This window comes from Spiribacter sp. SSL99, from assembly GCF_009805925.1.
Taxonomy (GTDB): Bacteria; Pseudomonadota; Gammaproteobacteria; order Nitrococcales; family Nitrococcaceae; genus Spiribacter; species Spiribacter roseus.
In genome coordinates, this window is sequence record NZ_MAOM01000021.1 from 59,338 (window position 1) to 80,228 (window position 20,891).

General features: G+C 64.7%; 18 protein-coding genes. 5 read left to right on the forward strand and 13 right to left on the reverse strand.

Annotated elements, in window-relative coordinates; all coding sequences use genetic code 11:
- Positions 1-99 precede the first annotated feature (99 nt).
- Both arsB and BA899_RS09285 read left to right on the forward strand, forming a co-directional pair.
- A complete protein-coding gene (gene arsB / locus BA899_RS09280) occupies positions 100-1,197 on the forward strand; it encodes an ACR3 family arsenite efflux transporter (RefSeq protein ID WP_200833090.1) in 1,098 nt (365 codons plus the stop codon).
- A gap of 3 nt (positions 1,198-1,200) precedes the next feature.
- On the forward strand, positions 1,201-1,530 hold the full coding sequence (locus BA899_RS09285; RefSeq protein ID WP_235013345.1) for a CC/Se motif family (seleno)protein: 330 nt from the start codon (positions 1,201-1,203) through the stop codon (positions 1,528-1,530).
- Here the strand turns inward: BA899_RS09285 and BA899_RS09290 are convergent.
- The 5 genes from BA899_RS09290 to BA899_RS09310 all read right to left on the reverse strand — a co-directional run bounded on the left by BA899_RS09290 (position 1,518) and on the right by BA899_RS09310 (position 6,948).
- Positions 1,518-2,894, reverse strand: coding sequence for a GTPase/DUF3482 domain-containing protein (locus tag BA899_RS09290; RefSeq protein ID WP_159300410.1), 1,377 nt, complete (start codon positions 2,892-2,894; stop codon positions 1,518-1,520). The two genes, BA899_RS09285 and BA899_RS09290, sit on opposite strands and share 13 nt — an antisense overlap.
- Positions 2,891-4,156, reverse strand: a complete 1,266-nt coding sequence (locus BA899_RS09295; protein WP_159300411.1) for a DUF2868 domain-containing protein — start codon at positions 4,154-4,156, stop codon at positions 2,891-2,893. The genes BA899_RS09290 and BA899_RS09295 overlap by 4 nt, the downstream gene beginning before the upstream one ends.
- Positions 4,157-4,296: 140 nt before the next feature.
- Positions 4,297-5,061: an SDR family NAD(P)-dependent oxidoreductase gene (locus BA899_RS09300; RefSeq protein ID WP_235013346.1), complete on the reverse strand. Its 765-nt coding sequence runs from the start codon at positions 5,059-5,061 to the stop codon at positions 4,297-4,299.
- Entirely contained in the window at positions 5,058-6,017 is a 960-nt protein-coding gene (locus BA899_RS09305) for a D-2-hydroxyacid dehydrogenase (RefSeq protein ID WP_159300412.1), read from the reverse strand. Before BA899_RS09305 ends, BA899_RS09300 begins: the two co-directional genes overlap by 4 nt.
- 268 nt (positions 6,018-6,285) lie before the next feature.
- Complete coding sequence (locus BA899_RS09310) at positions 6,286-6,948, reverse strand: rhomboid family intramembrane serine protease (RefSeq protein ID WP_144347367.1); 663 nt, start codon at positions 6,946-6,948, stop codon at positions 6,286-6,288.
- A gap of 98 nt (positions 6,949-7,046) precedes the next feature.
- Here BA899_RS09310 and BA899_RS09315 point away from each other — a divergent pair, with 98 nt between their 5' ends.
- Genes BA899_RS09315 through BA899_RS09325 form a run of 3 tightly spaced genes read left to right on the forward strand, consistent with a single transcriptional unit; the run spans position 7,047 to position 10,116 of the window.
- A complete protein-coding gene (locus tag BA899_RS09315) occupies positions 7,047-8,351 on the forward strand; it encodes a DUF3422 family protein (protein ID WP_159300413.1) in 1,305 nt (434 codons plus the stop codon).
- Complete coding sequence (locus BA899_RS09320; RefSeq protein WP_159300414.1) at positions 8,332-9,063, forward strand: TVP38/TMEM64 family protein; 732 nt, start codon at positions 8,332-8,334, stop codon at positions 9,061-9,063. The genes BA899_RS09315 and BA899_RS09320 overlap by 20 nt, the downstream gene beginning before the upstream one ends.
- 27 nt (positions 9,064-9,090) lie before the next feature.
- On the forward strand, positions 9,091-10,116 hold the full coding sequence (locus tag BA899_RS09325; RefSeq protein ID WP_159300415.1) for a class I fructose-bisphosphate aldolase: 1,026 nt from the start codon (positions 9,091-9,093) through the stop codon (positions 10,114-10,116).
- Between the two features lie 81 nt (positions 10,117-10,197).
- Here the strand turns inward: BA899_RS09325 and BA899_RS09330 are convergent, their stop codons facing one another.
- From BA899_RS09330 to BA899_RS09365, 8 genes are all read right to left on the reverse strand, one after another.
- Positions 10,198-11,547 carry a DegQ family serine endoprotease gene (locus tag BA899_RS09330; RefSeq protein WP_159300416.1) on the reverse strand — a complete coding sequence of 450 codons (1,350 nt, stop codon included), beginning with the start codon at positions 11,545-11,547 and terminating at the stop codon, positions 10,198-10,200.
- A 64-nt stretch (positions 11,548-11,611) separates the two neighbouring features.
- Entirely contained in the window at positions 11,612-13,198 is a 1,587-nt protein-coding gene (locus BA899_RS09335; protein WP_110882874.1) for a peptide chain release factor 3, read from the reverse strand.
- Positions 13,199-13,280: 82 nt separating this feature from the next.
- Positions 13,281-14,450, reverse strand: coding sequence for a hypothetical protein (locus BA899_RS09340; RefSeq protein ID WP_159300417.1), 1,170 nt, complete (start codon positions 14,448-14,450; stop codon positions 13,281-13,283).
- A gap of 99 nt (positions 14,451-14,549) precedes the next feature.
- Positions 14,550-15,305, reverse strand: a complete 756-nt coding sequence (locus BA899_RS09345; RefSeq protein ID WP_159300418.1) for a serine protease — start codon at positions 15,303-15,305, stop codon at positions 14,550-14,552.
- A gap of 23 nt (positions 15,306-15,328) precedes the next feature.
- A complete protein-coding gene (locus BA899_RS09350; protein ID WP_110882877.1) occupies positions 15,329-15,673 on the reverse strand; it encodes a hypothetical protein in 345 nt (114 codons plus the stop codon).
- 30 nt (positions 15,674-15,703) lie between these two features.
- Positions 15,704-17,143 (reverse strand): HlyD family type I secretion periplasmic adaptor subunit, encoded by a 1,440-nt coding sequence (locus BA899_RS09355; protein ID WP_159300419.1) that lies wholly within the window; start codon positions 17,141-17,143, stop codon positions 15,704-15,706.
- Positions 17,140-19,287, reverse strand: coding sequence for a type I secretion system permease/ATPase (locus BA899_RS09360; RefSeq protein WP_159300420.1), 2,148 nt, complete (start codon positions 19,285-19,287; stop codon positions 17,140-17,142). Before BA899_RS09360 ends, BA899_RS09355 begins: the two co-directional genes overlap by 4 nt.
- Before the next feature lie 3 nt (positions 19,288-19,290).
- Positions 19,291-20,790, reverse strand: a complete 1,500-nt coding sequence (locus BA899_RS09365) for a TolC family protein (protein WP_159300421.1) — start codon at positions 20,788-20,790, stop codon at positions 19,291-19,293.
- Between the last annotated feature and the right edge of the window lie 101 nt (positions 20,791-20,891).

Below are 20,891 nucleotides of genomic sequence, written 5' to 3' on the forward strand. Positions count from 1 at the left end.
CAGTCACGTCGGTCGGTCCTGCGGAGTTTGCGATGACCACGGCCCAGCGCTTAGACTTATCCGGACATACGCATACCAGCATATAAGGAACCTTCCCGCATGAGTGCTGATCCGCAGGCGACGCCGTCGGCGCCGGATATCCGCGAGGGCATGGGTTTTTTCGAGCGCTACCTGTCGGTCTGGGTGGCGCTCGCGATCGCCGCGGGCGTGGCCCTCGGCCAGCTCGCACCCGCGCTGCCGGCCACGCTGTCGCAGTTCGAATACGCCCAGGTCTCGATCCCCATCGCAGTGCTGATCTGGGCGATGATCTTTCCCATGATGGTGCAGATCGATTTTTCGTCGATCCTGGGCGTGCGGCGCCAACCGCGCGGGTTGATCATCACCACCACCGTCAACTGGCTGATCAAACCGTTCAGCATGTTCCTGATTGCCGGTCTTTTTCTGCTGGTCCTGTTCGAGCCGTTCATTGCCGCGGAGCGCGCCCGGGAGTATCTGGCGGGAGCCATCCTGCTGGGCGCCGCACCGTGCACGGCGATGGTGTTCGTCTGGAGCTACCTGACCCGCGGGGACCCGGCCTATACGCTCGTGCAGGTCTCACTCAACGATCTGATCATGCTGGTGGCGTTCGCACCCATCGTGATGCTGCTACTGGGTCTTTCAAGCATCGAGGTGCCCTGGGCGACGATGCTGCTGTCGGTGCTGATGTACATCGTCATCCCGCTGGCCGCCGGCTACCTGACCCGGGTGATGGTGATCCGGCGGCGGGGCCAGGCCTGGTTTGATGAGACATTCATGCGCCGGCTCGCGCCGGTCACACCCATCGGTCTGATCGCCACGCTGGTGCTGCTGTTCGCCTTCCAGGGTGAAGTCATCCTCCAGAACCCCCTGCATATCGCCCTGATCGCCGTCCCGCTGATCGTCCAGACCGTGCTGATTTTCGCCATCGCCTATCTGTGGGCGCAGCGCTGGGGTGTGCCGCATGCCATCGCCGCACCGGGGGCGATGATCGGCGCGAGCAATTTCTTTGAACTGGCGGTGGCCGCCGCCATTGGCCTGTTCGGCGTCCACTCGGGGGCGGCGCTCGCGACCGTCGTCGGGGTGCTTGTCGAGGTGCCGCTGATGCTGGCGCTGGTCAGGGTCGCCAACCGGACCCGGCCGATGTTCGAGCGCGCGGCGCCCGCCACGGCGACGTCCTAGGGAATGGACTCGGCAGGCGTTCGCATCGACCCGCGCGCCCGGCGCTGGCTGACGGGGCACGGCGGCGCCGTCACGCTCCGGTCCGCGCCGCGGCATGGTTGCTGCGGTGGCACGGCACGGTTGCCGGTGGCCGAACCCGGGCCACCGGCAGCGGCCGACGCCGACGCTTACCGCCTGAAGACGGTGGACGGGATCCAAGTTTACCTCGCAGTGCCCCTCGCGGAGGGCGTGCAAACGCTCACGGTGCGCCTCGAGGGTCTGCTCGGCTGGCACCGGTTGTTCGTCGAAACACCGGATGCCGGCGGCCAACCGCCGGACGATCAATCGATGTAGAAGTCGGGCAGGCTCGCGCTGATCCGCTCGATCACCTCGTTGCGTCGCGCGGTATCGCGGAAGGCCGCATTCAGCGATGACCATTCCGGATGACGGCGCGCCTCACGCAACAGGTCCACCCGCTCGCTGTTCTCGAAAAGCGCCGACTGCGCCCCGGCGAGCGTATCGGTGGTGGCATGCCCGCGGTGGTTGAGGGCGCTGATCAGATGCAGCTGGCGGGCGGTGAGCCGCTCGAGTGTCTCATCACTCACGCAGACCGGCTGCTGACCGTAGGACCGTCGCCATAACGGCGGGCCAAAGGCCACGGCCGCGCCGACCCCGGTGCCCACCAGCAGCCCCAGCAACAGCCCGGTCCGGGTGCCCATCAGGCCGGTGGCGAGCCCCAGGGCGCCACCCAGTACCACGCCAATACCCGCGTAGATGGCGGTCTGGCGGGCGTAGCGCTTGAGCGAGTCGGCATTGAAGACATCATCCGGCCAGTAACCACTCGCCAGTGGCCAGTCCTGATCCTCATAGTCCTCGTCGGCGAACGCGTAGAGACCCAGCAGCGTTTCGCTGCAGACCTGTTCGCGGGCCCGAATGGCCTCGCGGAGGGCCTCCAGCGAGGGGTCCGGGCCGTTGGGGTCAGTGGGCTGGATGGCCCGCTGGGCCGCGGCGGCATCCACCAACAGGGTGGCGATGGTCTCGCGGGCGGCGGCCCGGCAATGGGCTTCCTCGCTCTCACGGTGGGCGATCCAGGCCTCGATCGTCGCTTCAAAATCATTGAGTTGGCTCGCAATCTTACGGTAGAGCTGTAACTCGGTTTCGAAGCTCCGCACCCGCGCATCAAAAGCGACGACGGTGTGCAGCGTCACGCGGGCGAGGGCGTCGCGCCATTCCGACTCACGGCTGTCATCCGCCGCCACGAAGTTGAGCACGGCGATGATCGGGCGGGCGCTGGCGGCGAGGACCGCGAGCTCGTCCTTGTACTTCTCGAGCACGGGTTCGCGGACGTCAATGACGTAGAGCAGGCCATCGCAGCTCAGGGTCAGCTCGAGGACCCGGGTTTCCTCGGGAAACCGACGGGCGATATCGGCATCGTCGAGTAGCCGGCGCAGGGCGGCCGGCCCGTCATGGCGCTCGGTGCTGGATTCATCGAGATGCTCGAGCAGCGCCGGCGCGTTCTCCAGACCTGGCGAATCCCACAGCCGCAGGCGGGTGGCGTCGCCATCATCCAGCGTTGCCGCCGACACCCGGCGGGTGGTGCCACCGCGATCCTCGACCTCGCCGAAATTGCGGTTACGCGTGAGCGTGCGCACCAGTGAGGTCTTGCCGGCGTTGGTGTGCCCGACGATTCCGATGTCGAGGGGGGCGGCGTCGGTCATGAGGCCTCCGCGTCATGGGTCCATTGGCGAATGGAGGCAATCGCCGCCGGATCCGGTTGATGATGATCGAATACGACACAATCGGCGCCGATGGAATCAGCGAGCCGGTGCCAGTCGGCGATACGGGCGTCGGGATCGCCGCCGCGCTCCAGAAGCGCAAGGCGGTCGTGCAGCACAAGAATGAGCGGCGCGCCGGCGGTCTCGGCCATGTCGCCGAGGATCTGCGCCGTGCCGGTGTCGGGCGTGCGCAGCACCGAGCAGGTGGCGAGCAGCCCGGGCGGCGGGTGCGGGCGCTCACGCAACACCGAGGCGAGGGCGCGGCGCTCGGATCGGGTATCCACCGATCCCAGCACCGCGGCGTCGAGATCGGGCACGGCGGCCTGAAGATCATCGGCGGTGCGCTCAGCGGCGAACACCCGCACTGGGCCGCTGGCGGTTTCATCGGCCTGACGCGGGGCGCGCGGCAGGGTCGCCATCGGCGCCTCGGACTGATTGGCCGGGACCGAGCCGGCATGCACCCGGTCGCGCAGCTGCAGGTAGCCCGGCAGCGTGACATCCAGCGTCATGCGCTGACTGTGATAGCCCGCGACAGCGGTGTAGCCCAGCATCAGGAGCAGCCGCGGCAGCGCCGCGTAGAGCGAGACCTGGGTGGTCGGTGCCAGCCCGGAGCCGGCGCTGAGTAAAGTCGCGACCGCCGCGCCCGTGTAAGCGAGCCATGTCGCATGCACCGCTGCCGCCAGGCACGCCTGACCGCCACGCGTTCGCAGCAGATAGACCCCGGCACGGGTCACATCCGCCGCCAGATCACCGCGCAGCCATCGTGGACCAAGGGATTCAAGGGCGATGCGCGCAACAGCCCCCGCAAGACCGCCGTTAAGGCCCCGTAGGCGACGAACGGTCGTCGCCGCAAGCCACCCCAGCAGGGCAAGGGTGGGAAGACCCACAAGCGCCAGCTGGGCCGTCTGGGTGTCGATGCCTTCCGGCTGGAGAGTGGATCGGGCAACCAGCATCCCCGCGAAGGCGGCGCCGATGATCACCAGGCTGACGGCGCCAGCGGCGCCAAGCTGCAGGCGCCGGACATCCGCGGCGGCACCCGATGCAAGCGGCAGTGTCGACGCGCGGGCCGCCAGCTGATCGGTCATTGCGCCATGGGTCGAGCGTGCCACGGCGTTGGCCGTTTCATCATCGCGGCGGCGACCGTGCTGCTGCTCATGAAGTCGCACTGATTCGGTGAGCAGCCATTCGTGAAAATTGAGCGCCATAGCAGTACAGGTTAACAAGGTCGGGGCCGGCTCAGAAGCGGGCGGGGTTTTATCCCAGCCAACCGTAAGTGCGCATAATATATATTATGTTAAATGTAAGACGTCACCGTAGCGGTTCAGCCCCCGTGTGACCGCCACTTTCAACCGCCGACCACCTGATCCCAGTGCTCCCGGATGTCCCACTCCCGTTCGCTGAAACGCTCGCCCGGCAGCACCAGAACCGCCGCCATGAACGTGGCCACCTGCGCGGGCGCCGTCAGAGCATCGTTGGCCTTGAGCGCGCGAAAGTTCTCCACTGCCGGAAAGTCCTCGACGGACTGCGAGCGGATCAGCGACTGCATCGGCGTATCCACCACGCCCGGGCGCAGACTCCCGACATGCACCGCGGCGTTGCCCATCTCAGCCTTGAGCACCTGATAGGCCATATGCAGCGCGGCCTTGCTGATGCAGTACGCGCCCCAACCCGGCATGGCCCGGTGCGCGGCGCCTGATGACACGTGCAGGATGCGGCCGTTATTGGCCATTCGCCCCCGCAACGCCCGGCTGAGCGCAATCGGGGCTTCCAGATTGATGGCCAGATGGCTGCGGAGCGCCTCGGCCGACTGCTCAAGCAGCGGTCCCACCGGCGCGAGGACCCCGGCGTTATGAACCAGCGCGCGGATCGGCTGATCACCCAGCGCCTCGATGATTGCCGCGCGGCCGGCATCACTGGCCACATTCGCCGGCACAGCGCGGACCAGCGGATATTCATCCGCCAATGCCTGCAGCGGCGCCTCGCGACGGCCGATGGCAAGCACCGGTTGCGCCCGGTCCGCGTAATGAATGGCCAGCGCCCGGCCGATCCCCGTGCCGGCGCCCGTGATCACGACAACGCCTTCGGGCATGTTGTCTCCTTTTCGGCTCATGTCACACACCGTATGGGCGCACCGGCCATCCAGGCACGCAGGTTCTCGATACTCTGCTCGACGATCCGCTGACGGGCGCGGCGGCTGCCCCACGCGCTGTGCGGCGTGATGATCAGGTTCGGCAGCCCTGGCGCGAGCAACGGATTGCCATTGGCCGGTGGTTCAGCGGACAGAACGTCCAGCCCTGCCCCGCCGATCGCGCCCGTGCGCAGCGCATGCACCAGTGCCGGCTCGTCAATCAGCCCACCGCGGGCGGTATTGATCAGAAGTGCGGTGGATTTCATGCGCTCGAGGACGCGGGCGTCGATCATCTGATGGGTGGCGTCAGTCAGCGGACAGTGCAGCGTCAGGATATCGGCGCACTCGACCCCCGCCTCGAACGACAGCCGGCCCGGGCGCGGGTCCTCGACGCCCGGGCGTTCGGCGAGCTGGACGGTCATGCCCAGGGCTTCGGCCTTATGGGCCACCGCCGCCCCCAGATCGCCATAACCCACCACCACCAGCGTCTGCCCGGCAAGCTCGCGGATCGGGTAGTCAAGCAGGCAGAAGTCCGGCGACTGGGCCCAGCGTCCGCGCTGGACGGCCTGGTGGTAGTCCACCAGCCGGGTGGATAGCGCCAGCATGAGTGTGATCGCGTGCTGGCTCACCGCTTCGGTGCCATAACCGCGGCAATGGGTCACGGTGACGCCGCGGGCCCGGGCGGCCTCGACGTCGATGTTGTTCACGCCGGTCGCCACCACATTGATCAGCGCAAGCTGCGGGCAGGCATCCAACGTAGGCGCACCGATCACACACTTGTTGGTGATGGCGATGCGCGCCTCACCGATGGTCTCACTGACCGCATCGGGCGCGGTACGGCCGACCGGGCGCCAGGCGTCGCTGAGGTCCGCCAGGGCACTCAGATCGAGGTCGCCGCGATCCAGCGTATCCCGGTCGAGGAAGACCGTTTCGCTCATGACCGCCCCAACCCGCCGGCTTTTATGCACAGATCGCCGGGGCCGTCAAAGCCGATTGCAAACGGCTGGGCAAGACGGGAGGTTGCGGGATTGTGACGAGACGGATTCATCGGTTTATCCGGTAACTTACTGATATCAATGGAAAATGCAGTACTGGTGAATATTCAATCAATTTGTCGTGACACCGCATCTTACAAGGGGTTCCGACCGCTTATCGCGAAATCATCCACAGTCTTATCCACAGGTACTGTGGAAAACCGTCACGGGCTCAGCGCATGAGCCGACGCTGCGGTTTGATGGGCAATCGCCCCCGCCAGTAGGTGATCATGAGAAAGCCGAACGCCATGCCCCCAAGGTGCGCGAAATGCGCCACACCCGACATCGATCCGGTGACGCCGGCGTAGAGTTCGAACGCCCCATAAAACAGGACAAAGTACTTCGCCTTGATGGGGATGGGCGGGAACAGCAGCATCAACTGCTGCTCCGGGAACATCATGGCAAAACCGAGGAGGATGCCGAACACCGCGCCGGAGGCGCCGATGGTCGGATAGAGGTTGCCTGAGTCGGCCGCCAGCGTCGCGACCACCAGCTGAATCAGCCCCGCGCCGACCAGGCACACCAGATAGAACCCGAGAAACGGCCGCGATCCCCAGAAGCGCTCGAGGCTGGTCCCGAACATCCACAGCGCGAACATGTTCACGAACAGATGCAGCAGACCGCCATGCAGAAAGCCATAGGTCACGAGCTGCCAGATCTGAAAGCCGGGTACGCCGCCGACGTACTGCGCACTGAGCGCCTCGGTGCCGAGCGGCCACAGGCCGAGCCCGGCGATCATTCCCGGCCCGAACAGCATGGTCGCGAGAAAACCGACGCCATTGGCGACGAGCATCGACAGTACAACCGGGTTATCATTGAAATTTGTGGGTCCCATGGCGCAAGGATACGTCGAGCGCCGGGGCCGACGCCACTTGCTTGTGACGCCGCTCGGCGCTAGCGTGCGCGCAGCTGCAGAAAAGGCCTCCGTCCAGCATGGTCAGTCAAACCGGCATCACCACGCACACCCTCCGGGATACCCTGCTCAAAGAGGCGCACGCGCGGCCGTTCGAGAGCCTGGAGGCCCCCCTTCGCGTCTCACACCTGCTGATGCACACCGGCACCAGCGGCCGCAGCGAGGAAGTCGCCCACCTCACCGCACTCTGCGAGCGACTGCGGATCGACCCACCGGATGCCGAAGCGGGCCACTTCACCCTGGAAGCCCGGGGCTTTCGCCTGCGCTGGGAGCGGCACACCGAGTTTTCCACCTACACCATCTTTGTAAGCGGTGCGGAGTCCGAGCCATTCGCCGAGCCGGCGAGCACACAGCTGCCCACCCAGTGGCTGCCGCAACTGCCCGGCGAGCTGCTGGCGGCGACCCACGTCATCCTGGTGGGCGCCAATGGGGTGTCCACGGATATCGATTCGCTGGGGCGATACTTTCAGGCGGACAGCCTTGCCGGCAGTTACTGCAGTGGCGGTGCCGCATCGGTATGGACCGATTTCATGGCCGATCGCGACGGTTTTCTGCGCTTTCTGGTGGTCGACGAAAGCCTCAACCCCATGCAGGCCGGGCGGCTTGTCCAGCGCCTGCTCGAGCTGGAAACCTACCGTTTCATGGCGCTGCTCGGCTTCCCGCTGGCGCGGGAGCTCTCCCCGGAGATCACCGAGATGGAGACCCAGCTCGGGACGCTGATGGATCAGCTATCCGATGTCTCGGATCTGGCGGACGAACGCGACCTGCTGTCGGCCCTGTCGGATCTCTCCGCGCGGGTCGAGCGGCTCATGGCCCGGACCAATTTCCGCTTCAGCGCGACGGCGGCCTACGGCACGCTGGTCAGACGCCGTCTGCAGGTCCTGCGCGAGCAGCGCATCGAAGGGGTCAGCACCCTCGATGAGTTCATGGAGCGCCGCCTGGCGCCCGCCCTGGATACGTGTGTGCACATCGGCGATCGCCTTGAGCGCATTTCCAAGCGGGTCAGCCGCGGTGCCAATCTGCTGCGAACCCGGGTGGATGTGGCGCTGGAAGCGCAGAACCGGGATCTGCTGGAGTCAATGAACCGACGCGCCCGGCTGCAATTGCGCCTCCAGGAGACCGTCGAGGGGCTCTCGGTGGTCATCCTCAGCTACTACACGGTGTCATTGATCAACTACGCCTTCGACGGGCTGGCCGGGGCCGGCATTCTCGCCAACGGGCGCATCGCCACGGCCGTGGCCATTCCCATCGTGATTGCCCTGGTGGCCTTCGGGATCCGGCGCTCCCGGGGCCGTATCCTGCGCGATGATGCCGACGCGGGCTGAATGGCGGGCAGCCATCCGGCGCCGCTGGCCACTGCTATGGCGGGCGATGGTGGCCGTCCTGATCCTGATCGGCGTGGCGGTTGCCTGGCAGATCGGCGATCTCAGCGCCTACACCCAACTCGATCAACTGCTGCGCCTGGGCGCCGAGCTGCGCGCCCAGCCGTGGGCGATCCCCGCCATTCTGCTGTTATACATCGCCGCTGGCGTCGCCTTTGTGCCGTTGACCGTCATGGTGGTCGCAACGATCGTCATCTACGGGCCCTGGGGCGGATTTTCCCTGGCAACGGCGGGCACCCTGTCGACGGCGCTTTTCAGCTACCTGCTGGGGCATCTGCTGGGCGCCGAGCCCATGCGGCGGCTGGGCGGGCGTACGCTCCGGCGCCTCAACGCGCAGGCAGGCCAGCACGGCACCATGATCGTGACGGCCCTGCGCGTACTGCCGGTGGCGCACTTCCATGCCGTCAGCCTGGTGGCCGGGGCCTCGTCCATCCGCTTCGGGGCGTATCTGAATGGGACACTGATCGGTACCGTCCCGGGCATTGCCGCCATCGCCGCGGTGGGCAATCAGACCAAGCGGTTTCTGCTCGACCCGGACCTCACCGGTCTGATCGTACTGGCGGGGCTTGGCGTGCTCACGCTGGCGATGTTTGCGATGATCCGACGGTGGATGCGCCGCTATGCCCGAACGGGCGATAATCACGATAATCTTTAGACTTGCCCCAAAAGGAGGATTGAGACCATGGATCGAATCGGACAGATGCAACACACCATCGAGCGGTTGACCCGCCCCGGACGCGGCATTCTGGCGGCGGATGAAAGCTACCCCACCATCACAAAGCGACTGTCCGATTTCGGCATCGAGTCCACCGAAGAGACCCGACGGTTCTACCGCAGCCTGCTCGCCACCACCCCGGGCATCGGCGAGTACGTCGGCGGCATCATCTTTTTCGAGGAAACCCTCGGTCAGCGCACCGATGAGGGCCAGCTCATCCCCGCCGCCTGCGAGGCGCAGGACATCGTCCCCGGGATCAAGGTCGATAAGGGCGCGGTTGAACTCGCCGGCAGCGATGGCGAGAAAGTGACCCAGGGCCTGGATAACCTAGGCGACCGACTGGATGGCTATGTCGAACAGGGGGCGCTTTTCACCAAGTGGCGCAACCTCTATCAGATCACGCCGGAGCTGCCGAGCCGCCAGGCCCTCGAGGCGAATGCCGAGGTGCTGGCCCGCTATGCCGCCATCGCCCAGTCGCGCGGGATGGTGCCGATCGTCGAGCCCGAGGTACTGATGGACGGTGACCATGACCTGGCACGCTGTGCGGCGGTCACCGAGGCCGCCCAGGCCATGCTGTTCGAGGCGCTGCGCCGTCATCGCGTGCTGCTCGAAGCCATCATCCTCAAGCCCAATATGGTCCTGCCGGGCAAGGGTCAGCCACGCCCGGCGGTGGAGACCTGCGCCGAGGAGACTCTGCGGGTGCTGCGACGGACCGTGCCGGCGGCGGTGCCGAGTATCAACTTCCTCTCCGGCGGGCAGACCAGCGAAGAGGCAACCGCCCATCTCAATGCGATGAATCAGGCCGAGGGGCCCAAACCCTGGGTGATGAGTTTTTCGTTCAGCCGTGCCCTGCAGAACCCGGTCCAGGCCGCCTGGGCGGGCATCGCACAGAATAAGGAGGCCGCCCAGCAGGCCTTCCTGCACCGCGCCAGGCTCAATTCACTGGCGCGGGAGGGCCGCTATTCCGCCTCCATGGAGACCGATCAGGCCTGAGGCGGGTAGCCACCCTGAGCCCACAAAAAAGGCGGGTGCCCTGCGGGGCCCCGCCTTTTTCAGTGCCGGATCGTCGCCGGCTCAGCGGATCAGGACAAAGAATGCCCCGTTATTGCGGCGGACATTGAGCAGCAGCCGCTCGCTGCCCTCGACCTGCGCGCGGAATGCAGCCATGGAATCCACGGCCTCACGGTTGACCGATGTGATGACATCGCCCGGCTGCAGGTACTCCGCGGCGCGGCTGCCCTGGGCGACGTCGGTCACCAGCACGCCCTCGACCTGACCGAACAGCGGCGAGCGCTCGTCAAGCTCGCTGAATGTGGCACCGGCCAGACCCGGGTGCAGCGCATCGGCACTCACCTCCCCCGACTGGGGATCCGCCACCGTGGCCGTGGTGGTCTGCGTTTCCCCGTCGCGGACGTAGGTCATGCTGACCGCATCACCGATCCTGAGCAGCCCAATCGCGTTGGCCATGGCATTGGCATCGGGGATGCTCGTGCCGTTCACCTCAACGACAATGTCGCCGGCCTGCAGGCCTGCCTCGGCAGCAGGCGAATTGGGGGTCACCTGGCTGATCAGGGCACCGTCGTTGCGGTCGATATCAAAGGCCTCGGCCATCTCGGCGGTCAGATCCTGGACGCGCACGCCCAGAATGCCGCGCCGTACCTCGCCATATTCAATGATCTGGTCCATGACCTGACGGGCCATGTTCATGGGCACGGCGAAGCCGATGCCGATATTGCCGCCGCTGCGCGAGAGAATCGCGGTATTGATCCCCACCAGCTCGCCGCGCAGATTGATCAGCGCACCGCCGGAGTTGCCCGGATTGATGGACGCATCGGTCTGGATGAAGCTCTGCAGGCGCGCCCCGTTGTTGCCCGGCAGCGTTCGGTCAAGGCCACTTACCACACCGGTGGTCACGGTGTGATCAAGGCCGAAGGGGTTGCCGATGGCCATGGTGTAGTCGCCCACCCGCAGGCTGTCCGAGTCCGCCATGGGCAGCGCGGTCAACTCCTCCGCGTCGATCTGCAGCACGGCGATATCCGTCTCCGGGTCAGAGCCGACGATTTCCGCCGACAGCTCGCGGCCGTCATTGAACGCCACGGTAATCTCATCGGCCTGGGCGATCACATGATGGTTGGTCAGCACATAGCCCTGATCGGCATTGACCACCACACCCGAGCCCAGCGACTGCACTTCGCGCTGGCGCGGCTGTTCGGGGGCGTCAAAGAACCGCCGGAAGAATGGGTCGTTGAGAAGCGGGTTGGATTCGGCCTCGACCGTGCCGGAGGTGGCGATGTTCACCACCGCCGGCGAGACCTCCTCGACCAGAGGCGCGAGGCTTGGCGTGTTGCCGTTCTCATCGATAATCTGTGTCTGGCCGGCCATTGGCAGCGCCAGCAGTAACAACATCAGCAGTGCACGTCGCATGTCGTTCTCCACGTTTTTGGTAACGCTTTAGACATGGCGGCATACCACCGCGATTTTCAAGGCCTTAGTGCTCGCGGGTGGCGCGGAACTCGATATCCGGCCAGCGTTCCTCGGTGAGCTGCAGGTTGACCCGCGATGGCGCGATGTAGGCCAGCGCCCCAGAGACATCCTCCGCCAGGTTCTCCTGCTGGCGCTCCTGAAAACGCGCAAGCTGGCGTGGATCATCGCTGTAGACCCAGCGCGCCGTGGACACATTCACCGGCTCGAACTGGCAGTCCACGCCATACTCCGTGCGCAGGCGATGAGCCACCACATCGAACTGCAGCGCGCCGACCGCCCCGACGATCAGGTCGTTGCCCATCAGCGGGCGGAACAGCTGTGATGCCCCTTCCTCGCAGAGCTCCACCAACCCTTTCTGCAGCGCTTTCATGCGCATGGGGTCCTTGAGCACCGCCCGGCGGAACAACTCCGGGGCAAAGTTGGGGATGCCCTCGAACTTCAGTGACTCACCCTGGGTGAACGTATCGCCGATGCGGATGGTGCCGTGGTTGTGCAGGCCGATGATGTCCCCCGGATAGGCGGTCTCAACATGCTCACGGTCCGAGGCCAGAAAAGTGATGGCGTTGGCGATTTTTACGTCCTTGCCGATCCGCGCATGGCGGACCTTCATGCCCCGCTCGAACGCCCCCGAGCAGACGCGCATGAACGCGATGCGATCGCGATGATTGGGGTCCATGTTGGCCTGGATCTTGAACACGAACCCGGTCAACGGTGTTTCCTCCGGGGCCACCGTGCGGGTTTCGGCGGCGCGGGGTTGCGGCGGTGGGGCATGCTCGACAAACCGGTCCAGCAGCTCCTGGAGTCCGAAGTTGTTGACCGCCGAGCCGAAAAACACCGGGGTCAGCTCACCGGCGAGGTAGGCCTCACGATCAAATTCATTCCCTGCCTCGCGGACCAGTTCCACCTCGTCGCGAAGCTCCTCGGCCTGCTCGCCCAGGGCCTCATCAAGACGCGGATTATCAATCCCCTCGATGGTCTCCCCCGCCTCGATGCCGCCGGCATGCTGAGCGCCGAACAGGTGCACGCGGTCATCGAGCAGATTGAACACGCCACGAAATCGCTTACCCATGCCGATGGGCCAGGTGACCGGCGCGCAGCGCATGCGCAGGATCCGCTCCACCTCGTCCATCAGGTCCATGGGGTCGCGCCCCTCGCGGTCGAGCTTGTTCATGAACGTCATGATCGGCGTCGTGCGCAGGCGGCAGACTTCCATCAACTTGATGGTGCGCTCCTCAACGCCCTTGGCGGCATCGATCACCATCAACGCCGAATCCACCGCGGTCAGCGTGCGGTAGGTGTCCTCGGAGAAGTCGGCATGGCCCGGCGTGTCGAGCAGATTCACCATGCGATCCCGATAGGCGAACTGCATGACCGATGAGGTCACGGAAATCCCGCGCTCCTTTTCCATCTCCATCCAGTCAGAGGTCGCATGACGACTGGACTTGCGCCCTTTCACCGTCCCCGCCAGCTGAATGGCACCGCCAAACAGCAGCAGCTTTTCAGTGACCGTGGTTTTACCCGCATCGGGGTGCGAGATGATGGCAAAGGTCCGGCGGCGGGCCGCCTCGGCGGCAATGGTCTTGTCTGGCATTCGTATCCGCGTTGTCTGAATTGAAAAGGCGCACGGGGCGTGATGTCCGCCGTGCGCCCGATGGAAGGGATGGTTCGGTCGGTCAGTCCACGGACAGGATACGGATCGTCCCGGAGGGTGGCTCGTTAACGGCCTCAACCGGCCCGACAATGCTGGAGACCACCGTGCCCTCGTTGCCGAACTGGTCGACCACATTGGCCCGGGCCCGTATCTGGGCGCCAACGAGATTGCGCGTCAGCTCGAGCGTGCGGGTCGATGTCTCTGCCGCCCGCCGCCAGCTGCGGCCGTCGTCCGAGGCCTCCCAGACAAGTGTTACGTTGGCGATGCCGTCCCGATCGCTGACCGCGCTGGTGTCGACCTCGAGGGTATCGCCGACCAGCGTGTCACCCCGGATCAGCAGTTCCCCCTGAACCGGGTCATTGACGTTGCGGATGGGATCGGTAGCTGGACTGTTCACCCGCTCGGCCGCCCCATAACCATCGGCGTAGCGGATGACCGCGCGAAGATACCGCCCGACTTCGTCCTGCGTCAGCGTGATCGTGTCACCCTGCCATTCGCCCTGACGATAGCGCTGCCAGGTATTGCCGTCCGGGGAGATTTCCCAGAAATACGTGATCGGCCCGATGCCATCCTCGTCACGGATCTCGCTGATGTCGGCGCGCAGTGTCTCGTACTGGGCCTGCGTTCCCACCAGTCCCAACTCCCCCATCGGTGGGTCATTGACGTTACGCACCGGTGGTGTGGGCTGGGTGACGATCGATTCGAGGTTGCCGCCGCCGTCAAGGTATTCAAGCGCGACGCGCAGGCGGTTGCCGACATGACGTTGACGTGGCGTGAAGGTCTGCGTGGTGGCACCATCAATCTTGGTCCATGTGCCGCGGTTGGCGTCATATTCCTGCCACTGCACCGAGGGAGTACCCAGTCCGTCCGGGTCCGTCAGGTCCGAGAGATCAATCACCAGCGGGACATTCTGCAGCGGGCCATCACCCGTTGAACCGGTATCGCCGGCCGTGCGTTGACGGTCACTGGCGGCTTCCGTCTCGGTGGGCTGTTCGCGATCGTCCTGGCCAGCATCGGTGCTGCCGGAAGATGGGATCGGGGCACTTTTCTCCTGGAATGTCTCACTGACTGACTCGTCCGGCGTCTGAGGCGGAAGCGTGTCGTCTTCCGGATTGCCCCCAGCCATCGTCACGCAGGCGGTCAGCAGCGGGATCAGAGCCAGTGCCCGGCCCACGTTTGTCAATCTTTTCATAAACCCCACCAGATCGCGCAATGTCACGGATCTACCCTTCGCTAAGCTAGATCTGAGCATAATGGCATTGCCGGGCCTCGGCTACCCCCGTGGTCTGATTCACGGGCTTGGAATATTCGTCTCGGCACCGACCCGCTGGGTCACCACAAGCAGGTGCACCGCATCGGTGACATCCCGGTAGAGCTCGTAGGGCCGCAGGCTCTGGGTGTCGTCAAACATCGATATCCGATAGTCGACGCCCTCGGCATCCAGGAAGTCCGTGATGCGAGAGCTTTTCATGGCAAAGTTGACGTTCTGCGGGAAATCCCGGGTCATCTCGCTCGCCCGGCGGGCATCGAGCTTGTGGCTGATGATGCCAACGACCGTGCCATCCGGCGCCAGCACAGGGCTGCCCGAGTTGCCGCGGTGCACCTCGGCACTGAGCTGGAACCAGTCATTGCGCGCATTGAAGCGCTGCTCACCATTGATGATGCCCTCGGTAATGCGCTTGCCCGTGACCACCTCGCCGATTTTGGGGAACCCCACCACGGTCACATCCAGACCGATCGGGACACTCTCCCAAGGCGCGAAGACCACCGGCGGGGCATCCACCGCCGCCTCGATCAACGCGATATCCAGAGCCTCGTCAAACGCCACGAGCCTCGCGACGGTGAAAAGCCCATCGCGCTCGGTACTGATGTACAGCTGTTCGTGGGTTTCCAAGGCATGATGCGCGGTGACCAGCAGATTCGGCGCCACAACGAATGCGGTGCCAACCCGCGGGAGCGGCTCGAGGGTGCGCTCTTCGGCTGACTGCTGGGCCGCGACAGGCGGGATCAGCGTCAGGGCCAGCAGTGCCAGCGTGAAGCAACGCACCCTTACAGGAACGGATCGCCGTGTCACTTTTTACTCTTGGCGCCCGTGTCCTGGTCATCGCCTGAGTCGGCCTCGAACGAATCGAGCGCCGCCGTGACCTCTTCGTCGGTGGTCGGCGTATCGTCGCCCTGCTCGCCGCGGCGCTGGAGGATGCCGCGCTCCACCATTTCGTCGGCCGCGCGGGAAAATGCCCCCTGGATACGGATAAACGAGGCGAGCGGCAGGACAATCTGACCTTTGTTCTGAAGGGTTACTTCGCCCTCATTCTCGCCCGGCGTCCGTCGGACACAATCAATACGAACCAGCCCGTTGTTGATGCTGATATTACCGATATCTTCGATGAAATAGTCCATTTTTTCCTCTTCCATTGGGTTTTAAAAAGCAGGAACTCCTGCATGTCACTCCCGAAATGCCCGGTCCTTAAGGCGGAAAACCGGCTCCATAAGATACGCGAGCACTGTGCGTTTCGAGATCAGTATATCCATGTTGGCCGCCATACCCGGTGAAATGGGATAGCGTTGCCCTTCGGATTCAAGCCATGGTGTTTCGGTCTCGGCCCGGACCAGAAAGTACCGCGTTCCATCCTGGCGTTCCAGTGCATCCGAACCGATGAACACAATCTCACCATCAAGCCCGCCAAACCGGGAAAAGTCATAGGCGGTGAGTTTTATGCTCACAGCCTGACCCATTTCGAGGAAGGCGATGTCCTTGGGCGGAATCTCCGCCTGGACCTGCACCGGATCGTTCACGGGCGTGAGTTCGAGCATAGGCTCGCCCGGCTGCACCACGCCTCCGATGGTGCGGGTGTTGATCTTATTGACAATCGCCGCCATCGGCGCAACCAGATCCGTTCTCGACAGGCGATCCTCGAGCCCGCGGATTTCCTCGCGAACCTCGGCGAGCTGCCCCGCCGTATCCGCGATCTCAAGTCCAACATCGCGCCGGAATGTCGCCTCATGCTGCGACAGCCGCTCACGGGTCTCTGTCAGCGCCGCCTGCGCGGACGCCACCGCGAGATCGGCTTTTAGAATGCGTGCCTCGGCATCGTTCAGCTCCCGCTCTGCCGAGAGCAGGGAGAGTTCCGCCTCGAGTTGACGCTCCACCAGATCGCGGGTGACGTCATACTCGCGGCGGACCAGGTCCAGCTGCCGTCGTGCGACATCGGCCTCGGCACGCGCATCCTCCAATGCGTTGCGACTCTGGATGACCTGCTCCCTGAGCACCGAGGCTTCGATCTCATGGACTTCGCGGCGCTGGGTAAATGCCGAGCGCTCGGCGGCGACCACTTCCGGTGCCTGGGCGGTCATCTCCACCGGAAAGTCGAGCGCTTTGCCCTCGTGCTCAGCACGCAGTCGACGCAGACGGGCCTGGAGTGCGAGCTGCTGCTGACGCATCTGTCCATAGGAGCTCTCGGACTGCGTCGGATCAAGTTCGGCCAGCAGGGTCCCCTTTTCCACCAGATCGCCCTCTTCAACGTTGAGCGAGCGGATTATTCCCCCTTCCAGACTGGAAATGCGCTGAGTCTGCGCCGAGGTAACGACCTCCCCCGTCCCGCGAACGACATGATCGAGCTGCGCGGTTGCCGCCCAGGTGATGGCAATGCCCAGAAACACGATGATGAAGATCAGCAGAAGGCTGGGTATCTTGCTGCGGGTTGACCAGAAACGACTCGATCGGTCGAGACGGCGCATGCCAAAGCGCACCCAGGCCGGTGGCTGTTTGGGCTGCTCATCGCCGGTCTGTTCCGCCTGCGATGTTTCGGTTGCCTCGGCGTTGGTATCGACCTGTGGGTCGGCGGCGTCCGCCGCTGCGGGATGTCTGTCGGCCTCGTTGCTCACTGCTTCTGTCCCTGCGCGCCTTTCTTGAGGATGGACTTGGGCCCATCGGCAGCGACCCTGCCCTGGTCAAGCACCACGACCCGATCCGCCAGCTCGAGCAGTGCCGTGCGGTGGGTGATGATGATGAGTGTCTTGTCCGCCGCCACGGCATTCAGGCGCTCAACGAAACGCGCCTCGGCGGACATATCCATCATGCTGGTCGGCTCATCGAGGATCAGCACGGCAGGATCCGCCACCAGCGCCCGCGCAATCGCGATGGCCTGCTTCTGGCCGCCTGAAAGCCCCTCTCCGCGCTCTGAAATCTTGAGGTCGTAACCCTGCGGATGGTCGGCGAGGAAATCGTGCACACCGGCCTTTTTGGCGGCATCGAGGACGGCTTCATCGGACGGCTGCTCGGCACCGGCGGCGATATTCTCGCGGATGGTGCCCGAAAACAGCCAGCTCTCCTGCATGACGATGGCCATGTTGTTGCGCAGGTCGAACGGATCGATCTGCCGGACTTCCGTGCCATCGATCATGACCGAGCCCTGCTGCGGGTGATAGAGGCCCAGCATAAGGCGCGACAGCGTGCTCTTGCCCGAACCGATCTTACCCAACAGGGCGACTTTTTCGCCCGGCTGGATGTGAAACGAGACATCCCGCAGTACTGGCGTCTGACTGTCGGGATAGGTGAACCCGACGCCCCGGAACTCGACCTCACCGTCGAGGTGATCCCGGGTCAGCCACTTGTTCGACAATGGCCGATCCAGCGGCCGGCGCATGAACTCGTCCAGCGCCCGGAATGCGGTCTTGGCCTGAACGATCCGTGACATGACGTGCGCCACCTGCCCGAGGGGCGCCATGCATCGGCCCGCGAGGATGACCGACGCGATGAGCCCGCCCATGGTGAGCTGGCCCTGAGATACGAGGATCGCGCCATAGGTCACGACGCCCACCTGTGCGACCTGCTGGGCGAAGGCCGAGAAATTGACGACCACCTGCCCGAGGATGCGTGTCTTGATCGAGGAGTTGGCCTGGCGGGTCAGCGCATCACGCCAGCGTCGCCGCATCTCCCGCGATGCCGTCGAGACCTTCAATGTCTCGAGCCCGCTGATGGTCTCCACCAGCACGGATTGCTTCTGTTTGCCTTCCTCAAAGTCCTCCGCGGCGAGCTGGTTGAGGAAAGGCTGGACGATCACGCCAACGATGATGACCAGCGGTACCAGGACCGCCGGAATAATGGCGACGGGGCCGCCGATCATGTAGATCACGGCGATGAATAGCAGCACGAAGGGCAAGTCGATGAGTGCGATCAGCGAAGCCGAGGCGAGAAAATCCCGAAGGTTCTCGAACTCACGCATGACGCTGCTCAGGCCACCCACCGAATCGCGTTTTGAGGACAGATCGATGGCGAGCAGGTGATCGAACAGACGCTGACCGATCTGAATATCGGCCCGCGAGCCGGCCCCATCAAGGAAATGCCCCCGTAGGGTTTTAATGATCCAGTCAAAGATCAGCGCGATCGACACGCCAATCGTCAGCGCCACGAGTGATTCCGTCGCGCCATTGGGTAGCACCCGGTCATAGACGACCATGGTGAATATGGACGTGCTGACCGCCAGCAGGTTGGTCATCAACGCGGCAATGACAACCTGTCCGTAGGCCCACTTGTTCTGCGCCAATGGCCGCCAGAACCACCCCCAACGCTTGTTGAGCCGTGAGACATCCGGATCGATGGAATAAAACCCACGTGCCTCGTGATAGAACGGCTGCTCTTTGAGCACGAACCGCTCCGGCCGGCGCCCGGGCTCGATGATCTCGGCCTCACCGTCCTCAAGGAATTCGAGAATAATGGCGGGCCGGCCATCATCGCCAATCACCAGCGCGGGCAGATCGCCCTCCTCCATATGGCTGGCGCGATGATCAACGCGCCGCACCTGCATGCCAGCCGTCAGGGCAATATCGTGCAGGTGGGTTTCATCCGCCTGTTCGACATCCTGGGGCAGGCCGCTACGCAGCAGCGACAGGCTGAGCGGCCTCCCAAGGTGCTGAGCGAACTCCAGCAGACAGGATTCAAGCGGGCTCGGCGGCGCCCTGCGCCGTGCCGAGGCTGCCTGGGGGTCAGCCTGAGCCTGTTCGGTATGCGGTAGTGCACGCGTTGCCATGGATCAGCCAGTATCCTCCGGTAGCCCGTACTCGGTTAGCAGATCACCGGTCAGACGCCGGATAGTGAAATGTTGCAGATGGAGCTCCCCGCGCAGATCCAGCAGCCCGGCCTGTGCGCCGTAGAGCTCGCGCTGGGCGGTTACAAGATCATTCAGCGGACGGCGCCCGGTGAAGAACTGCTCCTCGTAGGCGGACAGCGTTTGACGGTTGGCAGCGACCTGCTGCCGAAGGCCTTCAAGCCGGGGTTGAAGACTAGCACGGTTTGAATACGCCTCACTGAGCGCGCGGACCACGTTGGCCCGAAGTTCATCGACCCGCGCGCGCTCGAGGCTCGCCTGCCGAAGCGCCTGGTCGACCTGAGCGCGACGACTGCCCCCGTCAAACAGCGGGGCGTTCACACGCAGGCCGATGAAACTGTCGTAAAAGTCCTGTCCTTCGCGCGTTACATCGAACCCGGTGACCGTGGCGCCGAGACTGACCTGCGGCCAACGCTGCGCTTGCCTTGCCTCGGCGTCACGCTCCGCCGCCCGGGCGATTGCTTCGGCCTCTGCCAACTGCGCGTTGCGCCCGACAGCGCGCTCCACGGCGGCTGACGTAGTTGCCGGAACAGGCGGATAAGCCGAGGGTAGGCCGAGGACGATCGGGTCGGTCCGAAAAACTTCCGCGTAATTGGCCCGTGCGGCATTGAATGCGGCGATGCGCTGCTCGAGCGTATTGCGCGCTTCCTGAACGCGACTGTTCATGCGGAACATGTCGCTCGGCGAGTCACGCCCGGCCTCTGAGCGCTCCTGGATCATGGCGCGCAGCCGGCGCACTTCGCTGAGATTCTCTTCGGCGAGCCGAATCTGCGCACGAAGGGTCGCGAGATCAATCAATGTCTCCGCCGCGCGGAACGCAATGTCCTGTACCGCAGCGCGAGTGCCATCCTCACCGGCTTCGACCCGATTACGCGCGGCGTCGATGCCCGCGCGTGTGGCACCGGCATCAAACAGGAGCAGATCGGCGTCCACCGTCGGGCTGAGCTGCAGATCACGATCGTCCGGGATCCCTCCCGCCGAGGTCGGATCTCCGCCGTCGCGAACACTCCGATCATTACCGAATTCGCTGGACAGGGTGATCTGGGGCATGCGCCCGGCCTGGGCCTGGTCGACTCCGGCCCGCGATGCGTCCGTCTGCAGCCTCGCCACACGGACGCTCGGGTGGTCATTTACTGCGATCCGCATCTGCTCCATCCATTCGCGGAGTTGCAGCGCCTCGAGAGGCTCAAGCGCGGTGGCCGCCTGCGCGTTGCCATCGGATTCGGTGAGCAGCTCGTCATACGCTTCGACACCGATTCCCCGGGCACGCTCGGTGTCAAAGACGAAGGTCTCGCGTGGTGGCTCAGCAGATGGGACCGGCTCGGCGGGTGTGACCGGCGCCGGCGGTCTTGCCGTGATACTTGACTCCGTCCGCTCACCGCGGCGGGTTTCAGGATCCGGTTCAGCATCGCGCTCTGTTACCACAGGCTCTGCTGATGGGGGGTCACCGATCACAGTGACCGAGAATCCCCGCTCTCCGCTGCGCCGTTCATCAACAATGGGAGCGGGGTCGCGCGGCGCATCAG